General features: G+C 66.2%; 28 protein-coding genes, 2 tRNA genes and 1 pseudogene. 12 read left to right on the top strand and 19 right to left on the bottom strand.

Annotation, left to right across the window (positions count from 1 at the left end):
• Window positions 1–10 precede the first annotated feature (10 nt).
• Window positions 11–925, top strand: a complete 915-nt coding sequence (locus tag A0O31_RS01935; protein WP_071676442.1) for a peptidylprolyl isomerase — start codon at window positions 11–13, stop codon at window positions 923–925.
• Here A0O31_RS01935 and A0O31_RS01930 read toward each other — a convergent pair.
• From A0O31_RS01930 to A0O31_RS01915, 4 genes and pseudogenes are all read right to left on the bottom strand, one after another.
• Window positions 922–1,770, bottom strand: a complete 849-nt coding sequence (locus tag A0O31_RS01930) for a carbon-nitrogen hydrolase family protein (RefSeq protein WP_071676441.1) — start codon at window positions 1,768–1,770, stop codon at window positions 922–924. The genes A0O31_RS01935 and A0O31_RS01930 overlap by 4 nt on opposite strands.
• A 15-nt stretch (window positions 1,771–1,785) precedes the next feature.
• A complete protein-coding gene (locus tag A0O31_RS01925; protein ID WP_071676440.1) occupies window positions 1,786–2,529 on the bottom strand; it encodes a sulfite exporter TauE/SafE family protein in 744 nt (247 codons plus the stop codon).
• Window positions 2,526–3,182 (bottom strand): rhodanese-like domain-containing protein, encoded by a 657-nt coding sequence (locus A0O31_RS01920; protein ID WP_071676439.1) that lies wholly within the window; start codon window positions 3,180–3,182, stop codon window positions 2,526–2,528. Before A0O31_RS01920 ends, A0O31_RS01925 begins: the two co-directional genes overlap by 4 nt.
• A gap of 11 nt (window positions 3,183–3,193) precedes the next feature.
• A pseudogene (locus tag A0O31_RS01915) lies at window positions 3,194–4,629 on the bottom strand (MBL fold metallo-hydrolase).
• 172 nt (window positions 4,630–4,801) lie between these two features.
• Between A0O31_RS01915 and pdo the strand changes: the two are divergent.
• From pdo to A0O31_RS01900, 3 genes are read left to right on the top strand one after another with little or no spacing between them, the layout of a single operon-like run.
• Window positions 4,802–5,491, top strand: a complete 690-nt coding sequence (pdo, locus tag A0O31_RS01910) for a protein disulfide oxidoreductase (RefSeq protein ID WP_071676438.1) — start codon at window positions 4,802–4,804, stop codon at window positions 5,489–5,491.
• 1 nt (window position 5,492) lies between these two features.
• Complete coding sequence (locus A0O31_RS01905) at window positions 5,493–5,864, top strand: rhodanese-like domain-containing protein (protein ID WP_071676437.1); 372 nt, start codon at window positions 5,493–5,495, stop codon at window positions 5,862–5,864.
• Window positions 5,864–6,655 (top strand): TlpA disulfide reductase family protein, encoded by a 792-nt coding sequence (locus tag A0O31_RS01900; RefSeq protein ID WP_071676436.1) that lies wholly within the window; start codon window positions 5,864–5,866, stop codon window positions 6,653–6,655. The genes A0O31_RS01905 and A0O31_RS01900 overlap by 1 nt, the downstream gene beginning before the upstream one ends.
• Here A0O31_RS01900 and A0O31_RS01895 read toward each other — a convergent pair.
• The 6 genes from A0O31_RS01895 to A0O31_RS01870 all read right to left on the bottom strand — a co-directional run bounded on the left by A0O31_RS01895 (window position 6,652) and on the right by A0O31_RS01870 (window position 13,282).
• Window positions 6,652–8,025 (bottom strand): SpoVR family protein, encoded by a 1,374-nt coding sequence (locus A0O31_RS01895; RefSeq protein ID WP_071676435.1) that lies wholly within the window; start codon window positions 8,023–8,025, stop codon window positions 6,652–6,654. The genes A0O31_RS01900 and A0O31_RS01895 overlap by 4 nt on opposite strands.
• Window position 8,026: 1 nt before the next feature.
• Window positions 8,027–9,088, bottom strand: coding sequence for a DUF444 family protein (locus A0O31_RS01890; RefSeq protein WP_071676434.1), 1,062 nt, complete (start codon window positions 9,086–9,088; stop codon window positions 8,027–8,029).
• A complete protein-coding gene (locus A0O31_RS01885; RefSeq protein WP_071676433.1) occupies window positions 9,085–11,097 on the bottom strand; it encodes a PrkA family serine protein kinase in 2,013 nt (670 codons plus the stop codon). The genes A0O31_RS01890 and A0O31_RS01885 overlap by 4 nt, the downstream gene beginning before the upstream one ends.
• A 137-nt stretch (window positions 11,098–11,234) precedes the next feature.
• The gene (locus tag A0O31_RS01880) at window positions 11,235–11,720 is read right to left on the bottom strand and encodes a CPBP family intramembrane glutamic endopeptidase (RefSeq protein ID WP_084720296.1); all 486 of its coding nucleotides are present in this window, start codon (window positions 11,718–11,720) and stop codon (window positions 11,235–11,237) included.
• Window positions 11,721–11,786: 66 nt separating this feature from the next.
• The gene (locus A0O31_RS01875) at window positions 11,787–12,542 is read right to left on the bottom strand and encodes an MBL fold metallo-hydrolase (protein WP_071676432.1); all 756 of its coding nucleotides are present in this window, start codon (window positions 12,540–12,542) and stop codon (window positions 11,787–11,789) included.
• Window positions 12,543–12,598: 56 nt separating this feature from the next.
• A complete protein-coding gene (locus A0O31_RS01870; protein WP_071676431.1) occupies window positions 12,599–13,282 on the bottom strand; it encodes a metallophosphoesterase in 684 nt (227 codons plus the stop codon).
• 23 nt (window positions 13,283–13,305) lie between these two features.
• On the opposite strand from A0O31_RS01870, the gene A0O31_RS01865 reads away from it, so the two are divergent.
• The 6 genes from A0O31_RS01865 (at window position 13,306) to A0O31_RS01840 (ending at window position 17,058) form a co-directional block, all read left to right on the top strand.
• A complete protein-coding gene (locus A0O31_RS01865; RefSeq protein ID WP_071676430.1) occupies window positions 13,306–13,740 on the top strand; it encodes a regulatory protein RecX in 435 nt (144 codons plus the stop codon).
• Between the two features lie 9 nt (window positions 13,741–13,749).
• Complete coding sequence (locus A0O31_RS01860) at window positions 13,750–14,187, top strand: type II toxin-antitoxin system RatA family toxin (RefSeq protein ID WP_071676429.1); 438 nt, start codon at window positions 13,750–13,752, stop codon at window positions 14,185–14,187.
• 92 nt (window positions 14,188–14,279) lie between these two features.
• Window positions 14,280–14,552: a stage V sporulation protein S gene (locus A0O31_RS01855; RefSeq protein ID WP_014515944.1), complete on the top strand. Its 273-nt coding sequence runs from the start codon at window positions 14,280–14,282 to the stop codon at window positions 14,550–14,552.
• Window positions 14,549–15,748: an RsmB/NOP family class I SAM-dependent RNA methyltransferase gene (locus tag A0O31_RS01850; protein WP_071676428.1), complete on the top strand. Its 1,200-nt coding sequence runs from the start codon at window positions 14,549–14,551 to the stop codon at window positions 15,746–15,748. The genes A0O31_RS01855 and A0O31_RS01850 overlap by 4 nt, the downstream gene beginning before the upstream one ends.
• Window positions 15,745–16,530: a pyrroline-5-carboxylate reductase gene (proC, locus tag A0O31_RS01845; protein ID WP_071676427.1), complete on the top strand. Its 786-nt coding sequence runs from the start codon at window positions 15,745–15,747 to the stop codon at window positions 16,528–16,530. Before A0O31_RS01850 ends, proC begins: the two co-directional genes overlap by 4 nt.
• Window positions 16,531–17,058 (top strand): hypothetical protein, encoded by a 528-nt coding sequence (locus tag A0O31_RS01840; RefSeq protein WP_071676426.1) that lies wholly within the window; start codon window positions 16,531–16,533, stop codon window positions 17,056–17,058.
• Here A0O31_RS01840 and A0O31_RS01835 read toward each other — a convergent pair.
• From A0O31_RS01835 to rpsB, 8 genes are all read right to left on the bottom strand, one after another.
• Window positions 17,039–17,671: a glycosyltransferase family 2 protein gene (locus A0O31_RS01835; RefSeq protein ID WP_071676425.1), complete on the bottom strand. Its 633-nt coding sequence runs from the start codon at window positions 17,669–17,671 to the stop codon at window positions 17,039–17,041. The two genes, A0O31_RS01840 and A0O31_RS01835, sit on opposite strands and share 20 nt — an antisense overlap.
• Window positions 17,671–18,681 carry a M50 family metallopeptidase gene (locus A0O31_RS01830; protein WP_071676424.1) on the bottom strand — a complete coding sequence of 337 codons (1,011 nt, stop codon included), beginning with the start codon at window positions 18,679–18,681 and terminating at the stop codon, window positions 17,671–17,673. The genes A0O31_RS01835 and A0O31_RS01830 overlap by 1 nt, the downstream gene beginning before the upstream one ends.
• Window positions 18,678–19,781, bottom strand: coding sequence for a 1-deoxy-D-xylulose-5-phosphate reductoisomerase (dxr, locus tag A0O31_RS01825; RefSeq protein ID WP_071676423.1), 1,104 nt, complete (start codon window positions 19,779–19,781; stop codon window positions 18,678–18,680). The genes A0O31_RS01830 and dxr overlap by 4 nt, the downstream gene beginning before the upstream one ends.
• Window positions 19,778–20,608, bottom strand: a complete 831-nt coding sequence (locus A0O31_RS01820) for a phosphatidate cytidylyltransferase (protein ID WP_071676422.1) — start codon at window positions 20,606–20,608, stop codon at window positions 19,778–19,780. The genes dxr and A0O31_RS01820 overlap by 4 nt, the downstream gene beginning before the upstream one ends.
• 67 nt (window positions 20,609–20,675) lie before the next feature.
• Entirely contained in the window at window positions 20,676–21,233 is a 558-nt protein-coding gene (gene frr / locus A0O31_RS01815; protein ID WP_071676421.1) for a ribosome recycling factor, read from the bottom strand.
• 12 nt (window positions 21,234–21,245) lie between these two features.
• Entirely contained in the window at window positions 21,246–21,950 is a 705-nt protein-coding gene (pyrH, locus tag A0O31_RS01810) for a UMP kinase (RefSeq protein ID WP_071676420.1), read from the bottom strand.
• Between the two features lie 55 nt (window positions 21,951–22,005).
• Entirely contained in the window at window positions 22,006–22,596 is a 591-nt protein-coding gene (tsf, locus tag A0O31_RS01805) for a translation elongation factor Ts (protein ID WP_071676419.1), read from the bottom strand.
• The gene (gene rpsB, locus A0O31_RS01800; RefSeq protein WP_071676418.1) at window positions 22,593–23,381 is read right to left on the bottom strand and encodes a 30S ribosomal protein S2; all 789 of its coding nucleotides are present in this window, start codon (window positions 23,379–23,381) and stop codon (window positions 22,593–22,595) included. The genes tsf and rpsB overlap by 4 nt, the downstream gene beginning before the upstream one ends.
• Before the next feature lie 165 nt (window positions 23,382–23,546).
• Between rpsB and A0O31_RS01795 the strand changes: the two genes are divergently transcribed.
• Window positions 23,547–23,621: transfer RNA gene (locus A0O31_RS01795), tRNA-Ala, on the top strand.
• Between the two features lie 44 nt (window positions 23,622–23,665).
• A complete protein-coding gene (locus tag A0O31_RS01790; RefSeq protein WP_071676417.1) occupies window positions 23,666–24,907 on the top strand; it encodes a Gfo/Idh/MocA family protein in 1,242 nt (413 codons plus the stop codon).
• A gap of 23 nt (window positions 24,908–24,930) precedes the next feature.
• Here A0O31_RS01790 and A0O31_RS01785 read toward each other — a convergent pair.
• Window positions 24,931–25,024: transfer RNA gene (locus tag A0O31_RS01785), tRNA-Ser, on the bottom strand.
• Window positions 25,025–25,038: the final 14 nt, after the last annotated feature.

Genomic DNA, 25,038 nt, shown 5'->3' with positions numbered 1-25,038 from the left:
AGCATGGGGCATGCGCGCTTTCCTTGTCGCCTTAGCCCTTCTAACCCCTTTGGCCTTGGCCCAGGAAGACCCCGTGGTGGCCCAGGTGGGGACGGAAACCCTCACCAAGAGCCAGTTTGACCTCCGCTTTGGCCTTTTCGCCAAGAGCGCCTTGAGGCAACTGGGCCTGCCCGACACCGAGGAGACCCGGGCCCTCCTCGCCCAGTACCGGCCCCAGTACCTGGAGGCTCTGGCGGAGGAGCGGGCCCTTTTGCAGGTGGCCAAGGCCCAAGGTTTCTGGCCCAGGCCCGAGGCAGTGGAGGCCCGGGTGCAGGCCCTTATGGAGGCCTTCCCCGATGAAAACGCCCTGGCGGAGGCCCTGAAGGGGGCGGGGCTTCCCGACCTCGCCACGTACCGCCTCCTCCTGGCGGAGGCCTTGGCCCTCGAGGCCCTGGAAGGGCACTACCGGGAGAAGCTCCAAGTATCTCCTGCCGCCCTTAAGGCCCTTTGGCTCCTTTCGCCGGAGTACCGCCACGAAACCCTTTACTGCGCCCGGCATATCCTCCTGCCCACCCTGGAAGAGGCCCGGGAGGCCTTGGGCCGTTTGGAGAAGGGGGAGCCCTTCGCCCAGGTGGCCCAGGCCCTTTCCCAAGACCCCGGCTCCAAGGAGGCGGGGGGCGCCTTGGGGTGCGAGCCCCAGGGCACCTACATCCCCGCCTTTGAGAGCGCCCTTTTGCGCCTGAAGCCGGGGGAGGTGTCCGGCCCGGTGGGGACCCCGTTTGGCTTCCACGTCATCCTTCTGGAAGCGGTGAAGCCCGCCGGGCGCTACCCCTTGGAGGAGGTGGCGGAGGAGCTCGCCTTGGGCGTGAAGGACCGGGCCTGGGAAAAGCTCGCCAAGGCCCTCACCCGCCCCTACCCCATCCGGCTTTTCCCCGAGAGGCTTTAGGGAAAGTGGAGGAGGGCCTCGTCCCCCAGGGGCCTTTGGGCCAGGGCCAAGGCCTCCCCGGGGGCGTAAATGCCGCTTTGCCCCTCAAAGCGAAGCCCCAGGATCTTCCCGTTCAGCATGGGGTTTAGGAGCACCTTCAGGTGCTCCCGCCCCAAAAGCCTTGCCCGGGCCGAGGCCAGCCACACCTCCCCTTCCCGCCGGGAAGGGTCCGGGGGCCAGGGCCTTTCCCAGGGGGCGGGGTTGGCGGAGGGTTGCAGGAGGATCTCGGCCCCCAGGGCGTCCAGCCGGGCGAGGTGCCCCTCAAAAAAGCCGTCCAGGCAGATGAGGATCCCCACCCGGCCCGCCCGGGTCTCCACCAGGTGGGGGCCGAAGCCTCCCCGCTTAAGCCAGCGCTCGGGTGGGGTGAGCTCCATCTTGGGCACCTGGGCCAGGAGGCGGCCTTCGGGGTTAAAGAAGAGGGCCAGGTTCTGGAAGAAGGGGCTTCGGGGGAAAAGCCCCCGGGCGAGCTCCTCCTCGTAGGGAGGGGAGAGGAGGCTTCCCGCGAGGAGGTAGGTGCCATAGGCCTTCGCCGCCTCCGCCATCACCCGGTGGAAAACCCGGTAGGCCCGCCTTGCCCGCCGCCAGGGGGCGAGGGGGTCTTTCAGGAGCTCTCTGGGGTGAAACGCCCCCTCCAGGTGGAGGAGGAGGGGGAGGCCGAAGAGCTCGGGGAAGGCGGCGAGGCGGGGGGTGGGGGTACCCTTTAGGGGGCTTAGAAGGCTATGGACCCGTTCCCGGAAGGCTTCCTCCGTGCGGTAGGCCTCCGGCAGGACCTCCGCCTGCACGGCCAAGAGGGTGCGGAACGGCACCCCCTTAGCATACCCCTAGAGGCTTTGGGCCACGATGTAGACCCCCATGACCACCAGGAAGAGGGCGAAGCCCCGCTTGAGGGTTTCGTGGGGTACCTTAAGGGCGAGCCTTCCCCCAAGGAGGCTTCCCAAAAAGCCCACCCCCACGAAAAGCCCCGCCACGGCGTAGTTCACGGAGAGGCCATGGGCGGGGAGGAGGTGGAGGTACTTGTAAAACCCGGCGAAGGACTTGAGGGCGATGATGAGAAGGCTCGTGCCCACCGCCAGGTGCATGGGAAGCCCCCCTAGGAGGACCAAAGCCGGCACGATGAGGAACCCACCCCCCACCCCCACGAACCCCGTGAGGGCTCCCACGGCGAGGCCTTCTAGGACGATTTTCCAGGGTTTGCGCTTCCCGCCCTGGGCCAAGGGGACGGGGCGGGCCATGAAGTAGGCGGCGAGGAGCATCACCAGGGCGAAGACCAGGAGTTGCACCTGGCCGGAAACGAACTGAGAGAGGAAGGCGCCCAGGTAGGTGCCCGCCATGCCCGGCAGGCCGAAGAAGAGGACACTCCGCCCGTCCACGAGGCCCCTGAGGGCGTAAGGGATGGCTCCCAGAAGGGCGATCCCCCCCACGATGAGGAGGCTTTCGGCGATGGCTTGCTTGGGGGGCTCCCCCAGGAGGTAGACCAGGACAGGCACCGTGAGGATGGAGCCCCCCGAGCCCAAAAGCCCCAAGGAAAGGCCGATGAGGAGGGCGCCGAGGAGGGCTAGCGTCATCGCTCCAGGGGGAGGCCGGAGGCGGCCCAGGCGTAGGTGCCCCCCTCCAGGTTGTACACCTTGTCCCCGTCAAAGCCTTGCTCCACCAGGAAGTCCGCCGCCACCCCGGAGCGGTTTCCCGAGTTGCAGACGAGGAGGATGGGCCGCTCCCTGGGGAGTTCCGCCAGGCGCTGGGGCAGGGTGGAAAGGGGGATGTTTATGGCGCCCGGCACGTGGCCCTCCGGGTACTCCCAGGCCTCCCGCACGTCCACCACCAGGGCGCTTTCCAGGAGGTCCTTGGCCTCGAGGGGCCCCACCTCCCGGTAGGGGGTGGCGGCGTAGCCCACCTCCACCGGGGTGGTGTCCACGGGAAGCCCGGCGCGGTACCAGCGCACGATGCCCCCATCCAGGTTGTACACCTGGTACCCCTGGGCGGTGAGCCAGGCTGCCGCCTGCCAGGAGCGGTTGCCCGTGCGGCAGTAGAGGACCACGGGCCGATCCTTGGGGATTTCCCCAAAGCGGGCCATGAACTCGGAAAGGGGAAGGAGGCGGGCCCCGGGGATGCGGGCTTGGGCGTACTCCTCCACCTCGCGCACGTCAAAGAAGGGCACGCCTTCCTCGTAAAGCCGCTTGGCCTCCTCGGGGGAAAGGTCTTTCACGGGCGTCTCGTACATGAGGGACCTCCTTAGGCGGTTACCAGCTCCTCGCCCTTCACCACGGGGAAGCCCGCCTCCTGCCAGGCCCTAATCCCCCGGTGAGGTTCAGGGCGTTCCCGAACCCGTGGGAGAGGAGGGCGGAGATGGCCGTGCTGGAGCGGTCCCCACCCACGCAGTGGACGATCAAGGGCTTGTCCTTGGGAAGCCGGTCCAGGTGGGCGAGGATGCGGCCCGCATGGATGTTCAGGGCGCCCGGGATGTGCCCTGCCAGGTACTCGTCCCGCCCCCGCACGTCCAAGACCACCGCCTCCCCCCGCTCCCAAAGGGCCTTGGCCTCCCTGGCGGTGATCTGGGGCACGGTTTCCAGCTCGCCCTCGGCGTACCCCTGAAGCCCCGGGATGTACCCCACCACCTCATCCAGGCCGATGCGGATGAGGGCCCGGGTGAGGGCCTCCACCTCCGAGGGGTGGGCGAGGAGGACGAGGGGCCGGTCGTAGGGGAGAAGCCAGCCCGCCCAGGTGGCGAAGTTCTTTCCTGCGGGGATGTTGATGGCCCCCTTCAGGTGCCCCCCGGCGAAGGCGAACTTGTCCCGGGTATCCACCAGGATGGCCCCTTCCCGGAGCCAACGGAGGAACTGGGCCTGGGTAAGGCGGCCCGGGTGGGGCACGCCGCCCAGGATGGGCATCCCGTCCCGGTTTAGCCGCTTCATCTCCTTGAAGTAGGTGGGGGCTTCCGGCTGGCCCTTTAGGAGGGCCTTCACGAAACCGGCCTCGTCGTTCCTTTCCAGGTACTCCGCCCACCAGGCGTGGCGGCGCTCGTAGCCCACGGTGGTGGCGGGAAGGGCTCCCAGGGCCTTGCCGCAGGCGCTCCCTGCCCCGTGGCCGGGCCAGACCTGCACGTGGTCGGGAAGGGTGAGGAACTTTTCCTTTAGGCTTTGGAACATGCGCCGGGCCCCAGGTTCCGCCGTGCCCTTAAACCCGGCGGCCTCCTCCAAGAGGTCGGGCCGGCCCACGTCCCCCACAAAGACGAAGTCCCCGGTGAGGAAAAGGAGGGGCTCGTCCGTCACCGCCCCGTCCGCCACCAGGAAGGAGAGGTGTTCGGGGGTGTGGCCGGGGGTGTGCACCGCTTGAACGCGGATGTTCCCCACCTTAAACGCATCCCCGTCCTTGAGGAGGACGTAGGAGAAGCCTTCCAGGCCCCGGTACTTCCAGTTCTCGTCTCCCTCGTCGGAGAGGTACAAGGTGGCCCCGGTGGCCTTGGCGAGCTCCCGGGCCCCCGAGAGGTAGTCGGCGTGGATGTGGGTTTCGGCGATGGCGGTGATGCGGAGGCCCAGGCTCTGGGCGAGCTCCAGATAGGTGTCCACGTCCCGTTTGGGGTCCACCACCAAGGCTTCCCCGGTGGCGGCGCATCCCAGCAGGTAGCTCATCTGGGCGAGGCCTTCCTCGTAGATCTGCCGGAAGATCATGGCTTTACCTCCCTATCGGGACCTTTGTCCCCTCGGCCTGAACATACCCTATGGGGGTACAGGGTGTCAAGCCCGGGCAACGTGAGCCTCCCCCCTATGAAGGAAGGGCCCCATCTGCTATATTTGTCAAAGGACGTACCCCTACGGGGGTATCTGACCGAAGGAGGAAGCGATGCCGTTGCTGGGACCAAAGGAACAGGAAATCGTGCGCGAGCGGCTTTCCACCCTGACCCGGGATGTGGAGATGGTGCTTTTCACCGACTCCTCCACCCTCATCGCCCCGGGCAAGGAGCCCTGCCTTTACTGCAAGGAAACCAAGCAGCTTCTGGAGGAGCTCGCTGGCCTTTCCGACAAGCTCCACTTGGTGGTCTACGACCTCGCCACCCCCGAGGGTCAGGAGAAGGCCAAGGCCTACCAGGTGGAGGCGGCCCCCACCCTGATCCTGCGGGAGAAGGGTTCCGAGGCCATAAACCTCCGCTACCGGGGTATCCCGGCGGGCTACGAGTTCGCAAGCCTCCTCGAGGACCTGGAGATGCTGGGCCGGGATGGGCACGGCCTGCCGGAGAACGTGGTCCAGGAGCTGAATAGCCTCCCCGAGGAGGTGCGGCTCCAGGTCTTCGTTACCCCCACCTGCCCCTACTGCCCGCAGGCGGTGCGCACCGCCCACCGCATGGCTTACGCCTCCCCCAAGGTTTGGGGCGAGATGGTGGAGGCCAACGAGTTCCCCGAGCTTTCCAACCGCTACCACATCCACGGGGTACCCGACACCATCATCAACGAGGGCAAGGAGCGGGTGCTCGGGGCCCAGCCCCTTTCCCAGTTCCTCCAGGCCATCCGCAAGGCCGTGGGGGTCCAGGCCTAAGATGACCCGCCGCGCCCTTCTTGCCCTTCTCCCCCTCCTCCTCTTCGCCTGCGGGCCCAAGGGGAGCTACCAGAACGTGGGCCCGGAGGAGCTCTACCGGGCCTTGGGTTCCGGGGCCTATGTGGTGGACGTGCGCACGCCCCAGGAGTTTGCCCAGGGGCACGTGCCCGGGGCCATCAACCTCCCCGTGGAGGAGGTGGCCCGCTGGGCGGACACCCTTCCCAAGGACAAGCCCGTCTACCTCTACTGCCGTAGCGGCAACCGGAGCCGCCAGGCGGCGGAGTACCTGAAGGGGAAGGGCTATACCAACCTCTACAACGTGGAGGGGGGCGTGTTGGCCATAGAGAGCGCCGGCTACCCCCTGGTCCGCTGATGGACGCCCTGCAGCTTGGCCCTTTCGCCATTCCCTGGGCCCGGGTCCAGGTGGCCCTGGCCCTCTTGGCGGGGGTGGTGGCGGCGGAGGTCCTGGCCCGAAGGGTGGATCAAAAGCTTGCCCCTTGGGCCTACAACGCCATCCTGGTAGGGCTTTTAGGGGCGCGGCTCGGGTTCGTCCTGGAAAACCTTTCCGTTTACGCCCGCGACCCCCTTTCCGTCCTCTACGTCTGGCAAGGGGGGTTTGACCCCCTTTGGGGTATCCTGGCTTCGGGAGGGTACACGCTCATGGTCTTGCCCAAGCACCTTTGGCGCTACGCCCTCGTGCCCGCCTTAGCGGCAGGGCTCGTGGTGGGTCTTTTCCTCACCCGGGGAGGAACAAAGCAGGAGGCGACGCTCCCTTCCCTTTCCCTCACCACCTTGGGGGGCACCCCGGTGAACCTCCAGGACTTTCGGGGAAAACCCCTTGTCCTGAACGCCTGGGCCACCTGGTGCCCCCCTTGCCGCCGCGAGCTCCCCATGATGGTGCGCCTGGCCCAGGAAAACCCGGACGTGCGCTTCGCCTTCGTGAGCCAAGGGGAGGGCCCGGCGGTGGTGCGCTCGTTTGTGGAGGAAGAGGGCCTGACGGCGGACTGGGTCTTGCTGGACCCGGAAACCCGGCTCTCCCAGGCCCTGGGGGTGCAAGGCCTACCCACCACCTTCTTCTTTGACCGGGAGGGGCGGCTTGTGGCCCGGCACCTGGGGGAGCTTTCCGAGGCGGTGCTTTTGGGCTACCTTCGGGTCCTCCGCTAGGTCCCGGCGGAAAGGAGGCGTTCCTTTCCCCCCACCACGGTCTTGAGGTGCACGGGCCGTCCCCAGAGGCGGTGCAGGTTCTCCAGCACCGCCTGCGTTTTTTTCAGGTCCAGCTCCACCCCTTCGTAGGCGTGGACCAAAAGGAGCTCGCCCCGGTTCTGGTAGTTGGCGTCCCATAGCTCCACGATGGGGTAGCCAGCGTTGGTGAGGCGGAAAAGGAGGGCCTTTTTGGCCTGGGAAAACCCTTCCAGGTCCTCGGGCCCCAAGAGGCCCTGGCGCAGGGCGAACTCGGGGGTGAGGAACTCCTCCAGGAAGGGGAGGTCGGTGTAGATGGTGCGCACCTGGAAGAGCTTCCGCCTCCCTTCCCCGGTGGGTCTCTCGTAGCGGAGCTTTTCCCCCAAGGGCAGGGCCTCGTACCCGGGGCCAAACCGCCCCTTGTCCCAGCGCTCCTCCACCTCCTTGAGGAGGTGGTAGCCCAGGCGGTAGGGGTTAAGCCCGTGGGGGGCGAGGAGGCCTGCTTGGAGCTCGGCGAACTCCAGGGCCTCCTCGGGGGTGAGGAGGGGGAGGAGGATCTGGGTGTGCCAGTAGGTGGCCCAGCCCTCGTTGAGGATTTTCGTGGCGACCTGGGGAGCGTAGTAGAGGCTTTCTTCCCGGATGATCTCCAGGATCCCCTTCTGCCAGGGGGCCAGGGGGGCGTGCTGGACCAGGAAGCCCAGGATGTCCCGGGTGGGCCTTGGGGGGAGGGGCTTGGGGCTTGCCCCTTCCTCCGCCTCCTTGGGAAACCCGGGGGGCGGGTTCACGAAGGGGTCCAGGTAGGGGCGCACCCTAAGCCGGGCTTGGGGCTTTTCCTCCTCTGGCCCTTCCGGCCTTTGGATGTAGGGGGCGTGGGGGTCTATCAGGTTCTCCAGGGAAAGGGCTAGGTCCAAGAACTCCTCCACCGCCCTGGTCCCGTGCCGCTCCATGGCCTTTTCCACATAGGTGGCGTGGTGGGCCATCTCGTCCAGCATGTCCTTGGGGATGGGCTTGAACGCCAGGTTGTGGTGGAAGAAGTCGGCGTGGGCGTAGACGTGGGCCATGACCAGTTTTTGGGCGAGGAGGGTGTTCCCCTTGAGAAGGTAGGCCTGCACGGGGTGGGTATTCACCACCAGCTCGTAGATGCGCCCAAGGCCGTAGCGGTAGGTTTCGCGGTAGCGCAGGTACTCGCTCCCCCACCGCCAGTGGGGGTAGCGGCGGGGGAAGCCCCCGTAGGCGGCCAGCATGGCCATCTCCTCGGGGGTGACCTCCTCAAAGAGGACGGGGGGAAAGGAAAGCCCCAGGGCTTCCGCCCTTTCCCGCAGGCGCTCAGCCCAGTGGCGAAGCTCCTTCTCCACGCTAGCCTCCCAAAAGGCGCCTGAGGGCTTGGGGAAGGTCCTCCCGGCCCCGCACCTCGGCGGTGGCGAGGCCCTCCTGGCCCCCCAAGGCTTCCCGCAAATCCTCCAGGAAGCGGCCCTGGCCGTAGGGGCCCTCCACCTGGGCGTAGCCGTAGAGGGCGAGGGAGGGAAGGAGGCGCTTTAGGGCCTCGAGGGCCAAGGGGGTATCCCCTTGCCAGTTCTCCCCGTCGGAGAAGTGGTAGAGGTAGCGGTTGTAGAAGGCCTCAGGGTAGGCCTTGAGGATTTCCTCGGCCAGGAGGAGGGGACTGGAAAGCCTGGTACCCCCGCCCTCCCGGGCGCGGAAGAACTCCTCCTCGGAAACCTCCCACGCCTCGGCGTCGTGGAGGAGGTAGCGCCTTTCCAGGCGGGGGAAGTGGCGCTTGATCCAGAGGGTGATCCAGAAGGAAAGGGTTTTCACCAGCCTTAGCTCCTCCTCCCGCATGCTCCCCGAAACGTCCAGGGCGAAGAGGACCACCGCCTGGGCGTGGGGCTTTGGCCGGCGCTTGGCGGCCTTGTAGCGGAGGTCCTCCCTTTCGGGCACCAGGAGGGGGTCTTCCGGGCGGTACTCCCCGGTGAGGAGGGCCCGCCTAAGGCTTTCCTTCAGGGTGCGGCGCACGTGGCGAAGCCCCCTTGGGCCCTTGCGGGCGATGGTGGTGTAGCGGAAGGCTTCCTCCGTGACCTCCCCCTCCCCCTTGGGCAGGAGGCGGGGCAGGCGCAGGGCCTCCCCCATGAGGTCCAAAAACTCCTCCAGCTCCAGCTCGGCCACGGGGATGTGCCCCCCGGGGCCAAGAGCCTCGTCCCCCGGCCCCCCAAGGCCCAGGCCTTCCCCTATGGGCTCGCCGTAGACGATCTTGGGCAACTCCAGCTGGGGCAAGGGGATGGAGACGAGCCGCCCCTCCACCTGGCCGAAGAGCTCCTCCCGGGTCAGGAACTCCCGGGCCCTTTTCTTCACCTCGCCCCGGACGATCTCCTTGAAGCGCTCCAGGTCGCGGGCGATGGGCAGGAAGCCTTCCCCAGGGGTCATCGTTCGCTCCGGGCGAAGAGGGAGGCGGCGAACTCGAGGACGCCTGCGGCGCAGTGCTCGCAGTAGCCGTGGTCGCGGATGAGCCTCGCCTTCACCACGTCAATCTTGGCCTGGGTCTCCGGGTCCACCACCCCCGAGACCAGGGCGGAGAGCCGGATGGTGTCCTTCTGGTCCTCAAAGAGCTTGAGCTCCAGGGCGCGGCGGAGGCGGTCGTTGTCCTTGTAGGTGAACTGCCGCCCCTCCAGGGCCAGAGCCCCGATGTAGTTCATGATCTCCCGGCGGAAGTCGTCCTTGCGGGACTCGGGGATCTCAATCCGCTCCTCCACCGAGCGCATGAGCCTTTCGTTGGGGGGCTCGGGGGCCCCGGTGTAGGGGTTTTTCACCTTTTCCCCCAGCACGTAGGCCTTCACGTGGTCAATGTAGTTGTGGAAGAGGCGGTTTAAGGCCTCCTCGTCAGCGGCGATGGCCCGTTGCACCTCGTTGCGGACGATCTCGGCGTACTCCGCCTTGACCTCCTGGAGGAGGGCCTTGTAGCGCTCCTTGGTCTTCTCGTCGGAGATCAGGGAGTGGTGCTTGAGCCCCTCTTCCAGCTCGTTCATGACCATGAAGGGGTTGATGCACGGCTCCTCGCTGGTGACGAGGACGTTGGAGATCTTGTCCTGGATGTAGCGGGGGCTTATCCCCTCCAGACCCTCCCGCTTGGCTTCCTGCATCAGCTCCCGCACCGCCTCCTCCGTCCAGCCGGGGAGGAGCCTGCCGTCGTAGAGCTTGAGCTTTTGCATCAGGGTGAGCCCGGCCCGCTTGGGAGGCTCCAGCCGGGTCAGGACGGCCCAGGTGGCGGCCATCTCCAAGGTGTGGGGAGCGATGTGCTTGCCCCGCACCTTGGCGAAGTCCCGCTGGTAGATCCTCACCTCGTCGGAAACCCGGAGGATGTAGGGGATGTCAATCTTGATGGTGCGGTCCCGCAGGGCCTCCATGTACTCGTTGGCCTGGAGCTTCCTATATTCGGGTTCGTTGGTGTGTCCAAGAATAATTTCGTCTATGTCCGTCTGCGCAAACTTCTTAGACTTGATTTTGTGCTCCTGGCTGGCGGTGAGGAGGTCGTAGAGGAAGGCCACGTCCAGCTTCAGGATCTCAATGAACTCCACCAGGCCCCGGTTGGCGATGTTGAGCTCGCCGTCAAAGTTGAAGGCCCGGGGGTCGGAGTCCGAGCCGTAGATGGCCACCTTGCGGTAGTTGATGTCCCCGGTCAGTTCGGTGGCGTCCTGGTTCTTCTCGTCCTTGGGCTGGAAGGTGCCGATGCCCACGCGGTCCTTTTCCGAAAGGACGAGCCGCTTCACCACCACCTCGCGCTCCAAGACGGCGGCCAGGTCCCCTTGGTGGCGGGCCAGGGCTTCCCGCATCTGGAAGCGGCACACCGGGCAGAGGTCCCCCTCCACCTCGAGGGGGTACGGGTACTCGGGGTGAAGCGCCCTGAGCTCCTCCAAGAACTCCTGCCGGATGTCCATGGGCAGGAGGTGCAGGGGCTCCTCGTGCATGGGGCAGGGGAGGGGGCCTTCCGGGGTCTTCCAGTAGAGGGTGAACAGCCTGCCCTCCTCCGTGCGGCTATAGGCCTCCAGGCCTTTCTTGAGGAGGCGGGCGATGGTGCTTTTGGCCGAGCCCACGGGGCCGTGGAGGAGAAGGATGCGGCGCTCGGGGCCCAGGCGGTGGGCCGCCGCCTTCAGGGTGGCCACGAGGCGCATGAGGGGCTTGTCCAGGCCGAAGATGGCGTCCTTGCCCCCCTCAAAGGGGTCGTCAAAGAAGCGGTAATGGAGGAGCTTCTCCCGGAAAAGGGTGTACTCCTCCACCCCTTGGGCCAGGATCATGTCGTGGACCCGCTGGAAGCTGGTCCTTAGGGGCCTCGGGTCCTCCTTGAGGAGGCGCAGGTAGTCGGCAAAGGACCCTTCCCAGCTTAAGGCCCGGTAGGCCTCGAGGTCCTGACGGCGGCGGATGCGCTCCAGCTCGTTCATGTGCGCCCTCCTTCATAGGGGCTTGGCGGGAGTTGTCATAGCTTAGCCTCATTGTACCACGTTCCGGAGGGAAATTGTGGCGCGCACCCTAGGCAAAAGCGCCCAAAGGCCCCACAATAACCGATTGGTCTAGACGCTTAGGCCTCCCGCCAGAGCTGGTAAAACCCCCGGGCGTTATGGAGGATGTGGGCCAGGATGCCGGGGAGGAGGCTTCCCGTGAGAAGGTAGCTGAGGCCAAAAAGGAGCCCGGCCATCCCGGTGTAAAGGGGGTAGGCGAACGCCCGCTTGGGGGCGGGGTGGAGGAGGGCAAAGAGGAGGGCCTGGAGGGGAAGCCCGACGGGCCCTAGCCAAGCTACCAGGAGGTTTTGTAGGAGGCCTCGGAAGAAGAGTTCCTCCGCCACGCCAGAAAGAAAGGCCAGCAAAACCAGACTAGGAGGGCCTAAACCTTCCCTTTTAAGGGTCAAGCCCAGTTGCCGGTGGAGCCGTTCTGCCTCGAGGAAGGAAGCAGGGAAAATGGCGCGGAAGAGGATTTCCAAGGCCCAGAGCAAAAAGAGCAGAACTGCGGCCACCCAGATGTTTTGAGCTTCGGGAGGCGTATTCAAGCGGAAGCCGAATAGAAGCATTCCTGAAGCTCCTAGGAGAAGGAGACCTCCTTGTAAGAGGAGCAGTATGCGAAGGATCTGCACAGGCTAATCTTCTTTCAGCAAAGCGCGCACGAACCGTAGGCGGCTCATGACTCCCCCAGACAACAAGGCCCAAGGGCTTTCTCCGCCAAAAAGGCGGTCACGGATTTCCTTCGGATGCAAGCCTCTTCGTTTCAGTTGGAGCGCTTTCTCGCGGCTTTTTTCTATAAAGTCCAATTTAGCCTTGAGGGCCTGGACAGGGTGTTCCACCGGTCCTGCATGAGCACAAAAGAAATGGCGCGGTTTGAGTTCTATCACTTTCCGTAGGCTCCGGATGAGGGCTTGTACGTCAAACCCAGGGGGCGCTAAGTTGGCACGTACGGAAAGAAAGAGATCACCCCCAAAGACCAACCCCACTTCTTCGTCGTATATCACCACGTGGTCGGGCGCATGTCCCGGAGTGGGGAGGACGAGGAAGGACCCAATCCGCTCAACAGCCTGGGCACGGACAGATTTCACTGTTCCCCATACTAGGCGCCGATACAGCGGGAGCAAAGGAGGCTTTTGCAAGAGGTGTGCCGCCTCTTTCCCTGTGAAAATAGGCAGAGAAAGGCGAGACGCTCCGCCAGCATGGTCCTCATGAGTGTGGGTGATGAAAAGGGCTTCCGCGCGGCTGGTGTAACGCGGCGCCCGGAGGGGGCCTGCATCAATTTGAAACCCTTTGTACTGATAAATATAAACCCCGAAGTTTATCCACCTGGTTAAAGGTGTGACGAGAAAGAGGCTTTCCACACCGTGGCCGAGGGGTTTCCAGTCCCGCATATACTTAGTATAAAGTGAGAGGCTCCCCAAGTATGTCTGAAAAGATGGCCTCTTGGCTAGACCTCCAAGATTTTCTTGGGGCGAAACGCTAGGGCATCGGCCGAAACCAAGTGGAGGGGAATGCCCCGGTATGCTGAGGGAAGTTTCGCCGGGTCCGCCCCGTGGAGGTGGCCGTAGACGATGGCGTCCGGTTTGGCCAGGGCGGCTAGCTCCAAAAGCGGCGTGGCCTCCCCCCCAGGGCCGAAAGGGGGAAAGTGGAAGGCCACCACCAGGTGCCGGTAGGTCTTCCCGTCCAGGTCCTTTAGGGAAAGCCTAAGCCTTTCCACTTCCCGGGCGAAGATCCGTTCGTCCTCCGGGCTTGGGGGTGGGTACTGCCAGCCCCGGGTTCCGGCCACCGCCACTCCCTCCAGGACCAAGGCATCGTTTTGCAGGGCGTACATCCCGGGAGGCAATACGGCCCTTAGGCGGCTGATGGAGGGCCACCAGTAGTCGTGGTTGCCCTTGAGGAGCACCTTCTGGCCTGGAAGGGCGGCGAGGTCCAGGAGGTCGGGAATGGCCTCGCCGAGGCGCATGGCCCAGGAGATGTCCCCGGGGACGAGGACCAGGTCCCCTTCCCCCACCACCTCGCGCCAGCCCCGGAAAAAGGCCTCCGGGTGCCCCTGCCAAGCGGGACCGAAGACGGTCATGGGCTTGGGGTGGACGCGGGAGAGATGGGGGTCGGCGATGGCGTAGACCCGCATGGGCCATAGCGTACCCTAAAGGGGTGGGGGAGTCGGAAGCCTTGGCCTATGCCCTCAAGCTCTTGGCCCGCCGGGGCCTGAGCCGGTGGCGGCTTCGGGAAAAGCTCCTCGGGCGCTTTCCCGAGGGGGAGGTGGAGGCGGCCTTGGCCCGGTTGGAGGCGTTGGGCTACCTGGATGACCGGGCCTTTGCGGAAAGCTTCGTGGCTGCCCGGCGTAAGTTTGGCCCCGCCAAGCTCCGCTATCTGCTCCGGGCCCAGGGGGTGGCGGAGGAGGTGGTGGCGGAGGTGCTTGGGGGAATGGGGGAGGAGGAGGTCTTGCAGGCGGCCTTGAAGGCGCTTCGCCGCTACCCCCGCCGCCACGACCAGGCCAAGGCGGTGCGCTTCTTGCAGGGCAGGGGTTTTCCCCTCTCTGTGGCCCTCGAGGCCTACCGGCTTGTCAAAAAGGAGGAAAGGCGGTAAAAAGAGCCCATGCCTGAGGTACACGTTGAGCGTTTCATCCTGGCGCCTCCTGAGAAAGTGTATGCTTTAGCCAAGGACCTGGAGGGTCTAAAACCTTTCTTGAAAGATGTGCAAACACTTCGCCTTCTTCACCAGGAGAAGAACCGGACTCGTACGGAATGGGTGGGCGTGGCGATGGGCAAGAAGGTCCGGTGGATAGAGGAGGAGGAGTGGGATGACGCCCATTTACGCAACCGGTTTTGGTCACCCGAGGGCGATTTCGATCGCTATGAAGGGACCTGGGAGTTTATTCCCGAGGGGGAGGGTACGAGGGTTGTGTTAAATATAAGCTACGAGTTGACCATCCCTATTTTTGGTCCCCTCTTACGCCGGTTGATCCACAAGCTGATGCAGGAAAATGCCCAATCCGTACTCCAAGGACTGGAGGATCGCGTATTGGTTAGCTAGTTGCATAAGAGGGCTATTTGTTCTAGCATGGGCCTTGAAGCCGCCCATGTTTTTGCCGAACGGGGTGGCCCAAGAGCTTTCAGGAGGTCAAAGTGGAAACGTTGCGCGTCTCTTCCAAGTCCCGCCCCAACTCCGTGGCCGGTGCCATTGCGGCGCTGTTGCGCACCAAAGGCGAGGTGGAGGTGCAGGCCATCGGGCCCCAGGCGGTGAACCAGGCGGTGAAGGCCATCGCCATCGCCCGGGGTTATATCGCCCCCGATAACCTTGACCTGGTGGTCAAGCCCGCCTTCGTCAAGCTGGACCTGGAGAACGAGGAGCGGACCGCCCTGAAGTTCAGCATCAAGGCCCATCCCCTGGAGTCTTGAGGGCCTCAGACCCTAGGGCCCTAGCCCTCGCCCTTCTCCTCGAGGTGGAGGGGGGGTGGGGGGCCCAGCAACTTTTGGACCGGGCCCTGGACCGGGTGGCCTGGCCGGAAAGGGACAAGGCCTACGTGACCCACCTGGTCTATGGGGCCCTTAGGCGCCTTAGGCTTTTGGACCACCTTCTCGCCCCCCATCTGCCGCGGCCGGAAAAGCTCCCTCCCCTAGTGCGCTGGGCTTTGCGCCTAGGGGCTTTGGAGTGGCTCTTGGGCAAGCCGGACCACGCCCGGGTGAGCCCTTGGGTGGAGGCGGTGAAGGGGCGCTACCCCCGGCTCGCCGGCCTCGTGAACGCCGTTTTGCGCCGCTTGGCGCCCAGGGAGGCCCCGGAATGCGTGCGCCTCTCCCTCCCCGACTGGCTTTGCGAAAGGTGGCGGGGCTTTTTCGGAAGCCTGGACTTCGCCGAGGGGTTCAACGAGCCCGCTCCCCTCTTCGTCACCGCCTTGCGCAAGGTGGAAGGGTTAAGGCCCGGCCCCGTTCCCCATAGCTTTGTCTTTGAGGGTCCCAAAACCGACTTTTCGGCGTTAGGCCTCCAGCCGCAAAACCCCGCCTCCCTCTTCGCCGCCCAGCTTTTGGAGGCGCAGAGGGGGGAGAAGGTCCTGGACCTCTGCGGCGGGGCGGGGCTGAAGGCCTTCTATTGGGCGAGCCAGGGGGCGGAGGTGGTTTCCTACGACCTCAACCCCAAGCGGCAGGAGGCGGGCAGGCGCACGGCGGAGAAGCTCGGCCTAAAGGTGGCCTACCGCACCCAGGACCTCACCCTTCCCATCCCCGAGCGGGCGAAGAAGGTGCTTTTGGACGCCCCTTGCACCGGCACGGGCACCTTCCGCGCCCACCCCGAACGCCGCTACCGCCTCGCCCCGGAGGACCCGGCCCGCATGGCCGAGCTCCAGCGAAGGCTTTTGGAAACCGCCGCCTCCGCCACGGAGGAGGGAGGGGTGCTGGTCTACGCGGTCTGCTCCTTGACGGAGGAGGAGGGGGAAGGGGTGGCGCGGTCCTTTTTGGCGGGGCACCCCGAGTTCCGCCCCGAGCCCATTGCCTGTCCTTTGCCGGTGCTTCGGGAAGGCCTTGGCGTGTACGTGGCCCCGGAGGGGGGCCTGGACGGGTTTTATTACCTGCGCCTCCGGAAGGTAGACTCTAGGGCATGAGGCTTGCCTTCTTGGGCCTGGGAAAGATGGGCCGGAGCATCCTGAAAGGGGCCCTGGAGCGGGGGTTTCTGCGCCCCGAGGAGGTGGGGGTGGTGGGGCGCACCCGGGAGCGCACGGAAGAGCTGGCGCGCGCCTTTGGCATCAGGCCCCTGAGCCTCAAGGACCTGGCCCAGGCGGAGCGGGTCCTCCTGGCGGTGCAGCCCAGGGACTTTCCCCACCTGGCCCCGGAGATCGCCTTCCCCCAGGTGGGCTATGTTTCCATCATGGCGGGGGTGTCCACCGCGGTCCTCGCCCGCAGGCTGGACTCGAGGCGGGTGGTGCGGGCCATGCCCAACCTGGCGGCGGTGATCGGGGAAAGCTCCACCGCCCTCACGGCCCTGCGCGAGGCCCGGGAGGCGGGGGACCTGGACTTCGCCCGCGCCCTCTTCTCCACCGTGGGGGATGTGTACGAGATCCCCGAGCACCTCTTTGACCCCTTCACCGCCATGTCCGCTTCCGCCCCCGCCTATTTGGCGGTGGTGGCGGAAGCCTTGGCGGACGCCGGGGTGAAGATGGGGATGCCGAGGGGCCTCGCCCTGCGCCTGGCGGCGGAGGCCTTGGCGGCCACGGGGGAACTCCTCAAGACCCGCCACCCCGCACAGCTCAAGGACGAGGTGGCAAGCCCCGGGGGCACCACCATCCACGGCCTTCACGCCCTGGAGGCCCGCGCCCTCCGCGCCGCCTTCTACGAGGCGGTGGAGGCGGCCACCCGGCGGGGGCACGAGCTGGGGGAGGCGGAGTAGGTGCGCTTCCTGGCGCTTCTTCCCCTTTTCCTCCTGGCCTTGGCCCAGGCCTTCCCCCCAGGGGGAGGCCGCTACGCCTACTCCGACAGGACGCTCCAGGAACTCCTCCCGCACCCGGAGGGCTTCCGCCTGCGCTACCGGAAGGAAGGGCGGGTATTCCGGGAAGACCGGCTCCGCCTCGCCCCGGAAGGGGTGTACCTCCTGGGGGTGAGCTTCCCGGAGGGGTATTTCCCCTTTGACCCTCCCCTCCTCCTCTACCCAAACCCCTTGGGTCCGGGGGTGGCCTGGGGGGGAAGCGCCCGCTTCCTTGGGCAACGGGTGGCCCTCTCCGCCCGGGTGGAGGGCGTGGAGGGGGTAAAGGTGAGGGCGGGTGCCTTCAACGCCTACCGGGTGCGGGTGGCCTACACCACGGAAAAAGGGGGCACCGACCTCAAGGAGCTTTACCTGGTGCCGGGCCTCGGGGTGGTGGCCTACCGGGCGGGGCAGGCTTGGGTGGAGCTCCTCCGCTTCACCCCAGGTGCGCCCTGAGGTAGTAGCGGAGGATCTCGCGGTACATGCGCATCCGGTGGAGAAACCCCGGCAGGAGGCCCCGCTTTTCCTCCTTCATCACCTGGCTCACCCCGGGAAGGGGCAGGTAGCGCACCCGCCAGCCCTGGGCCTTGGCGTGGCGGGTGAGGAGGAGTTCCAGGTCGTAGCGGGCCCTTTCCAGGCCCGGCACCTCCCGAAGCGCTTGGGTGGCCAGGGCCCGCTGCCCCGAGAGGAAGGGGGTGAGGCGCATGGCCAGGTCCGTGGAAAGCCGCCCCCCCTGGAAGACCCCCACGGCCATCTCCGCCTCCTTTGCGCGCACAGGGTTTAGGAGGGCATGGAGGTGCTCGGGCTTAAGCCCAAGGAGGTCGGCGTCCAGGAGGACCACGTGGGGGGTCATCACCCGCTTGAGCCCCTCGGCGATGGCCCCGCCCTTGCCCCGGTTCTCGGGGAGGCGCACCACCTCCGCCCCCGCCTCCTCGGCCCTTTGGGCCGTGCCGTCCTTGGAGCCGTCGTCCGCCACCACCACGGGAAAGCCCGCCTCCCGGGCCACCCGCACCACCCGGGCGATGGTGGCCTCCTCGTTGAAGGCGGGGATGAGGACCGTGGCCTCCATCAGCCCCCCAGAAGCCGCCTCAGGTCCTGGAAGGTGACCAGGAGGACGAGGAGGATGAGGAAGAGGAAGCCTAGGTAGTGGACCACCGCCTCCTGCTCGGGGCGGATGCGGAAGAGGCGGGCGAGGGCGAGGAGGAGGATCCGCCCCCCGTCCAGGGCGGGGATGGGGAGGAGGTTGAAGAGGGCCAGGGAGAGGTTGATGGCCGCCGCCAGCTCCACCAGGCGGAAGAGCCCCTCCTGGGCCGCCCGCCCCGTTTCCGCCACGATGCCCACCGGTCCCACGACCCCGCTATTGGGGTTGCCCGAAAGGACCCCGAGGAGCCCTCCCACCAGGGCCCGCACCATCTCGGGGCCGAAGGCCAGGGTGCGGCTGGCCGCCAGGGCAAGCCCCTCCCCAAAGCCCACCTTGCGGTAGGTCACCTCCGGCTGGTAGACGAGCCCAAGCCGCTCCATCCCCGGCTCCCAGGTGAGGGTGAGCTGGACCTCTTCCCCTTGGCGGAGCACGGTGAGGGTGTGGGGGCCTGGGGTCTTGACCTTTTCAATGTCCTGGGGCCTTTGGAAGGGAAGGCCGTCCACGGCGAGGAGGACGTCCTGCGGCTTTAGCCCCGTCCTTTCCGCCAGGCTCCCCGGCACCACCTCCAGGACCACCGCCCGGCCCGTGGCCTCGGGCACCCCTTGGGCGCTGAAGAGGTAGCCGAGAAGCCCCCAGGCCAGGAGCACGTTCATCACCACCCCGGCCACCAGGACGAGGAGCTTCCCGAGGAAGGGGAGGGCGTCGTAGCCCCTGCCCCGCTCCTCGGGGAGGAGGCCTTCAATGTCGGCGTAGCCGCCCAAGGGGATGGCGGAAAGCCGCCACTCGGTGCCGAAGGCCTGCCGCCGCAGGAGGATGGGGCCGAAGCCCACGCTGAAGGCCTTGACCCGTACCCCCTGGAGCCTCGCCGCCAGGTAATGCCCAAGCTCGTGCACGAAAACGCTCACGCCGATGATGAGGAGAAACCAAAGAAGGCTCATGCCCACCTCTTGGCCTCTTCCCGGGCCCAGGCGTCCACGGCGAAGAGGTTCTCCCATGTTAGGGGAAGGGAGGGGGTGGCTTCCAGGACCCGGGCGAGGATCTCCGGGATGCGGGTGAAGGGGATACGGCCCGCCAGGAAGGCCTCTACCGCCACCTCGTCGGCGGCGGAAACCGCCACCTGGGCCACCCCGCCCCGCTTGCCCGCCTCGTAGGCCACCTCCAGGGCGGGGAAGCGGTTCAGGTCGGGCTCCAAGAACTCTAGGACCCCGGGGAGGGGAAGGTCCTTTAGGGGGGTTTCCGCCCGCTCGGGGTAGGTGAGGGCGTACTGGATGAAAAGCCGCATGTCCGTGGGGCCCAGTTCGGCTTTAAGGTTCCCGTCCACGAAGCGCACCAGGCCGTGAACGTAGGCCTGGGGGTGGATGAGGACCTTGATCCTCTCCAGGGGGAAGCGGAAGAGCTCCTTGGCCTCCAGGACCTCGAGGCCCTTGTTAAAAAGGGTGGCCGAGTCCACGGTAACCTTGGGGCCCATCCGCCAACGGGGGTGGTTCAGGGCCATCTCGGGGGTCACCTGGGAGAGGTCCTCGGGGGCTTTTAAGAAAGGCCCTCCGCTGGCGGTGAGGATGAGCTCGGCCACCTCCTCCCGCCTTTCCCCAAGGAGGGCTTGGAAGAGGGCCGAGTGCTCGGAGTCCACGGGGAGGATCTCCGCCCCAGAGGCCTCCACCTCCTGCCAAAGGAGGGGGCCCGCCGCCACCATGGCCTCCTTGTTGGCGAGGGCGATGCGCTTGCCCGTCTGGGCCGCCACCCGGGTGGGGGCGAGGCCGCCGAGGCCCGGGATGGCCGCCACCGCCACCTCCGCCTCCAGGGCGGCCACCTCCTCGGGGGTGCCGAGCTTTAGGCCGGGAAAGCGCGCCCTAAGCTCGGGGTGGAGGCTTTCGTCGGCCGCCACGAGGAGGGGCTTCCACTCGGCGATCTGCTGGGAGAGGATTTCCAGGTTTTTCCCGGCGGCGAGGCCCACCACCCTATAGCCCCGCCAGCGGCAGACCTCCAGGGCCTGCCTCCCGATGGAGCCTGTGGAACCCAGAACGACCACCCGTTTCATGTGAAGAGCACCACCAAAAAGTAGGTGAGGGGGAAGGTGAAGAGGAGGCTGTCTATGCGGTCCAAAAGCCCCCCGTGCCCCGGCAGGAAGCGCCCGGAGTCCTTGACCCCGGCGAAGCGTTTGAGCATGGACTCCGCCAGGTCACCGAGTTGCGCCGCCAAGGAGAGGAGGAGGCTAAAGAGCCATAACTCCAAAAGGCCGAAGGGAAAGACTTCCCGCACCAGGCCCGTGTAGGCAACCAGGGCTAGAAAGCTCACCAAGATGCCCCCAAGGGAGCCCTCGAGGGTTTTCCCAGGACTGATCTCGGGGGCGAGCTTCCGGCGGCCAAAGGCCCGGCCGGCAAAGTAGGCCCCGATGTCCGTGGCAAAGCTGACCACGATGGGCAGGCTCAGGGTCCAAAGCCCCAGGGTGCCGTCGGGGGTTTCCCGCAGAAGGAGGACGTAGCCTAAGCTCCAGGGCAGGTACAGGAAGGCGAAGAGGGTGAAGACGAAGCGGGTGATGTCCGCCCCCTTGAGGAGCTCGTAGCTGAAGCTCGCCATGAGGAAAAGCCCCAAGGCCACCTCCCGCCAGGGCACCTGGGGGAAGTGCCAGTACAGGACGGGCAAGGAGAAGAGGTAGACCCCCACGCCCCCCACCAGGAGAAGGGGGAGGTTCAGGCGGATGCCCCGCCGGGCCAGCATCTCCTTGAGCTCCAGCGCCCCCAAGAGGAGGACCAGGACCAAGGTGGGCAGGATAAGGGCTACCCCGGCCCAGAGGACGAGGAGGAGAAGGGCCGCCCCCACCAGGGCGGAGACCACCCGGGTGGGGAGGTCCTCGCGTCCCGTCATCCCCCACCCCCAACCCGGGTGGGGGGGCCATCCACCGCTAGCACCCGCACACCGCCCCTTGCCCGGCCTAGCCCAGGATCTCCTGCTCCTTCTTTTCCAAGAGCTCGTCCGCCTTGGCGATGAACTCGTCCGTGATCTTCTGGATTTCCGCCTCGGCCCGCTTGGTGTCGTCCTCGGAGAGGTGGAGGTCCTTGGCGAGCTTCTTTAGCTTTTCCAGGGCCTCACGGCGGATGTTGCGGATGGCTATCCGGCCTTCCTCGGCGTAGTGGCGGGCCGCCTTGACCAGCTCCTTGCGCCTTTCCTCCGTGAGGGGAGGGATGTTGATGTAAAGGGCGTCCCCCTTGTTGGCGGGGTTCAGGCCCAGGTCGGAGTCGCGGATGGCCTTTTCAATGGCCTTTAGGGCGTTTTGGTCCCAGGACTGGACCACCAGGGTCCGGGCATCGGGGGCGGTGACGGTGGCGATCTGGTTGAGGGGGACGTGGGTGCCGTAGTACTCCACCTTGAGGTGGAGGAGCAAGGCGGGGTTGGCCCGCCCCGAGCGCAGGCCCGCCAGGTTGTGCTCCAGGGCCTCGAGGCTCTTTTGCATGTGGCTTCGGGTTTCCGCGTAGAGCTCCTTCAGGGTCATGGCGCCTCCTTTCTAGGCGTGGATCAGGGTGCCCACCTTTTCCCCTTGGATAATACCCACCAGGGCTCCCGGCTTGAAGATGTCAAAGACCACGATGGGAAGCCCCGCCTCCATGCACAGGGTGATGGCGGTGGTGTCCATCACCTGGAGGCCGCGGTTGAGCACCTCCAGGTAGGTGAGCTCGTCAAAGCGCACGGCGTTCGGGTTCTTCCTTGGGTCATCGGAGTAGACCCCGTCCACCTTGTTCTTGGCCATGAGGACCACCTCGGCCCCCACTTCCAAAGCCCTCAAGGCGGCGGCGGTGTCGGTGGAGAAGAAGGGGTTGCCCGTGCCGCCCCCGAAGATGACGATGCGCTCCTTCTCCAGGTGCCTTAGGGCGCGGCGGCGGATGTAGGGCTCTGCCACCTGGGTGATGGTGAGGGCGGTCTGGACCCGGGTGGGGATGCCCAAGGCCTCCAGGGCGTCCTGGAGGGCCAGGGCGTTCATGATGGTGGCCAGCATGCCGATGTAGTCGGCGGTGGCCCGGTCCATCCCCACCCCCTGGCGCGCCCCGCGCCAGAGGTTCCCCGCCCCGATGACGATGGCGAGCTGCACCCCGGTTTCGTAGGCGGCCTTGATCTCCCGGGCCAGGGCCTTGGTGGCCTCGGGCTCTATGCCGAAGCCGTTGGACGTTAAGAACTCGCCGGAAAGCTTGAGGAGGACCCGCTTGTACTTCATGGCTTCAGGAAAAACCGGGGCCCTTCTAAGCGGGGCCCCGGTTTGGCCGCATGGCTTACGCCCCCAGTTCCAAGCGGCAGAAACGCCGCACCACGATGTTCTCCCCGGTCTTGGCGATGGCCTCTTGGATGAGCTCCTTGACCTTGACCTTGTCGTCCTTGACGAAGGGCTGCTCCAGGAGGACCACCTCCTCCAGGTACTTTTTCAGGCGGCCTTCGGCGATCTTCTCGGCGATCTGCTGGGGTTTGCCCTCGTTGAGGGCAGCCTGGATGTAGATCTGCCGCTCCTTCTCCAGCTCCTCGGCGGGGATCTCCTCGGCGGAGATGTAGCGGGGGTTCATCATGGCGATGTGCATAGCCAGGTCCTTGGCCAAGGCCTGGAAGAGCTCGTTGCGGGCCACGAAGTCGGTTTCGCAGTTGAGCTCCACCAGGACGCCCACCCGCTGGTTGTGGTGGATGTAGTGGCCGATGATCCCTTCGCGGGCCTCCCGTTCCGCCTTCTTGGCGGCCTTCATGGCCCCCCGCTCCCTGAGGAGCTGCACCGCCTTTTCCTCGTTCCAGCCGGCGTCCTCGAGGGCCTTCTTGACATCCATCATCCCGGCCCCCGTGGCCTCGCGTAGCTTCTTGATGAGTTCCATCTGGCTCATGCTTCCACCTCGTCCTCGCCGCCGAAGTCCTCCGTGGCGGCTTGTTGGGCCTGGCGCTCCGCCTCCTCCACCAGGGCGTAGGAGGGGGAGGGCTCCACCACCCCGCCCCGGGCCGCAATGATTAGGTCCGCCGCCCGGGAGAGGATGAGCTGGATGGAGCGGATGGCATCGTCATTGCCGGGGATGATGTAGTCCACCAGCTCCGGGTCGGAGTCCGTGTCCGCCAGGGCGATGACGGGGATGAAGAGCTTCCTGGCCTCCCGCACGGCGATGGCTTCCTTGGTGGGGTCCACCACGAAGATGGCGTCGGGCAGGCGCTTGAGGCGGCGGAAGCCCGAGAGGTACTTTTGCAACCTTTCCAGCTCGTGCTTCAGGCGCACCTGCTCCTTCTTGGGGCGCTCCTGGATAGCCTCGGAGGCGAAGAGGGCCTCCAGCTCTTCCAGGCGGTTCACCCGTTGGGCGATGGTCTTGAAGTTGGTGAGCATCCCGCCCAGCCAGCGCTGGTTCACGTAGGGCATTCCCGCCCGGTCCGCCTCCATGCGCACGATGTCCTGGGCCTGCTTCTTGGTGCCCACAAAGAGCACCGTGCCGCCCCGCATGGCCAGGTCCTCGAGGAAGCGGAAGGTGCGCTCCAGCTCCACCATGGTCTTTTGCAGGTCAATGATGTGGATGCCGTTGCGCTCCGCATAGATATAGCGGGCGAACTTGGGGTTCCAACGCTTGCGCTCGTGGCCGAAGTGCACCCCGGCTTCCAGAAGCTCCTTCACGCTGATGTTTACAGGCATATTCCTCCCGTTCGGGGAAGGTTGGGCTTGGCGTTTCCCGTGCACCGGCCTCTTTCCCGCAGGACCTTCCCCTGCCTGGCGGGCTGGCCCGGCACACCTCTCCGATTATAGGGGGCCTTTCCCCTTTGCGTAAGCCCCCCCTTTGGGCTATACTCCCTAGGGCGTGGGGCGGTAGCTCAGAGGGAGAGCACCCGCCTTGCAAGCGGGAGGTCAGGGGTTCAAATCCCCTCCGCTCCACCAGGTGTAAGGGCCGGGAAACCGGCCCCTTTTCTTATGATGGCCCTATGGCTCCACGGCTCCTCTTTCTGGGGGCGGGAAACCGGGGCTTCGCCTACGCGCGCCACGCCGCCGCCTTGGGGGCGAAGGTGGTGGGGGTGGCCGAGCCCCAGGTAGAGCGGCGGGAAGCCTTTCGGAAGGCCTTTGGCGCCACGCAGGCCTTTTCGGACTGGCGGGAAGTCCTGGACGCCCCCCTCTTGGGTGAGGCCGCCGTTGTGGCCCTTCCCGACCGCCTGCACAAGGAAGCGGCGGTGGCCCTTATGGAAAAGGGCTACCACCTCCTCTTGGAAAAGCCCATCGCCCCCACCTGGGCCGAGGTGGAGGAGGTGGCAAAGGCCAAGGCCAGAACAGGCCGCCTGGTGGCCGTGGCCCACGTCCTCCGTTACACCCCTTACGCCCAAGCCCTGAAGGCCCTGCTCCGGGAAGGGGCCATCGGGGAGGTGGTGTCGGCGCAACACCTGGAGCCCGTGGGCCACTGGCACTACGCCCACAGCTACGTGCGGGGGAACTGGCGGAAGGAGGCGGAGTCCAGCTTCTTCCTCCTGGCCAAGAGCGTGCACGACCTGGACTGGCTCCTCTTCCTAATGCCGGGGGAGGTGAGGCGGGTTTCCTCCTTCGGGGGCCTTTACCACTTCCGGCCGGAGCGCCGGCCTGAGGGGGCGGCGGAGCGGTGCCTGGCCTGCCCGGAAGGGGTGGAACGCACCTGCCCTTTCTCCGCCAAGCGCATTTACCTAGAGGCCTTTGACCGGGGGGAGAGGGGCTGGCCCTTGGACGTGGTGGCCTTTCCCCTGACCCGGGAGAACCTCCTTCGGGCCCTGGAGGAAGGCCCCTACGGGGAGTGCGTGTATCTGGGGAAGAACGACGTGGCGGACCACCAGGTGGTGGCCCTGGAGTACCGGGACGGGAGGACGGCGAGCTTTCACACGGAGGGGCTATCGCGGATGCGGTTCCGGGAGACGCGGCTTTTCGGCACGGAGGGGGAGCTTTACGGGGATGGGCGGTACCTGCGCCTTTTTCACTTCGTGAAAGGGGAGCGGGTGATGGACCTAGCGTCGGAGCGGGAAGGCTCGGTGCGCACGGGGCACGGGGGTGGGGACCTTGGGCTCGTGCGGGCTTTTTTGCAGGGGGTGGCCCGGGAGGACGAAGGATTTTTGGAGCCCTTTGCCGAAGCGGTCTACGCCCACCGCCTGGCCTTTTGGGCCGAGGAGGGGCGGCGCCTGGGGCGGGTCATGGAAACGAAAGGCCCCTAGCCAAGGGGCCAGGGGCTTGGGGTTGGCGGAGAGGGCGGGATTCGAACCCGCGAGGCAGGTTTAAGCCCGCCTACACGATTTCCAGTCGTGTCCCTTCAGCCACTCGGGCACCTCTCCAAGTGCCGACCTTG

This window comes from Thermus brockianus (assembly GCF_001880325.1).
Lineage (GTDB): Bacteria > Deinococcota > Deinococci > Deinococcales > Thermaceae > Thermus > Thermus brockianus.
This window is presented reverse-complemented; position numbering and strand designations above follow the sequence as displayed.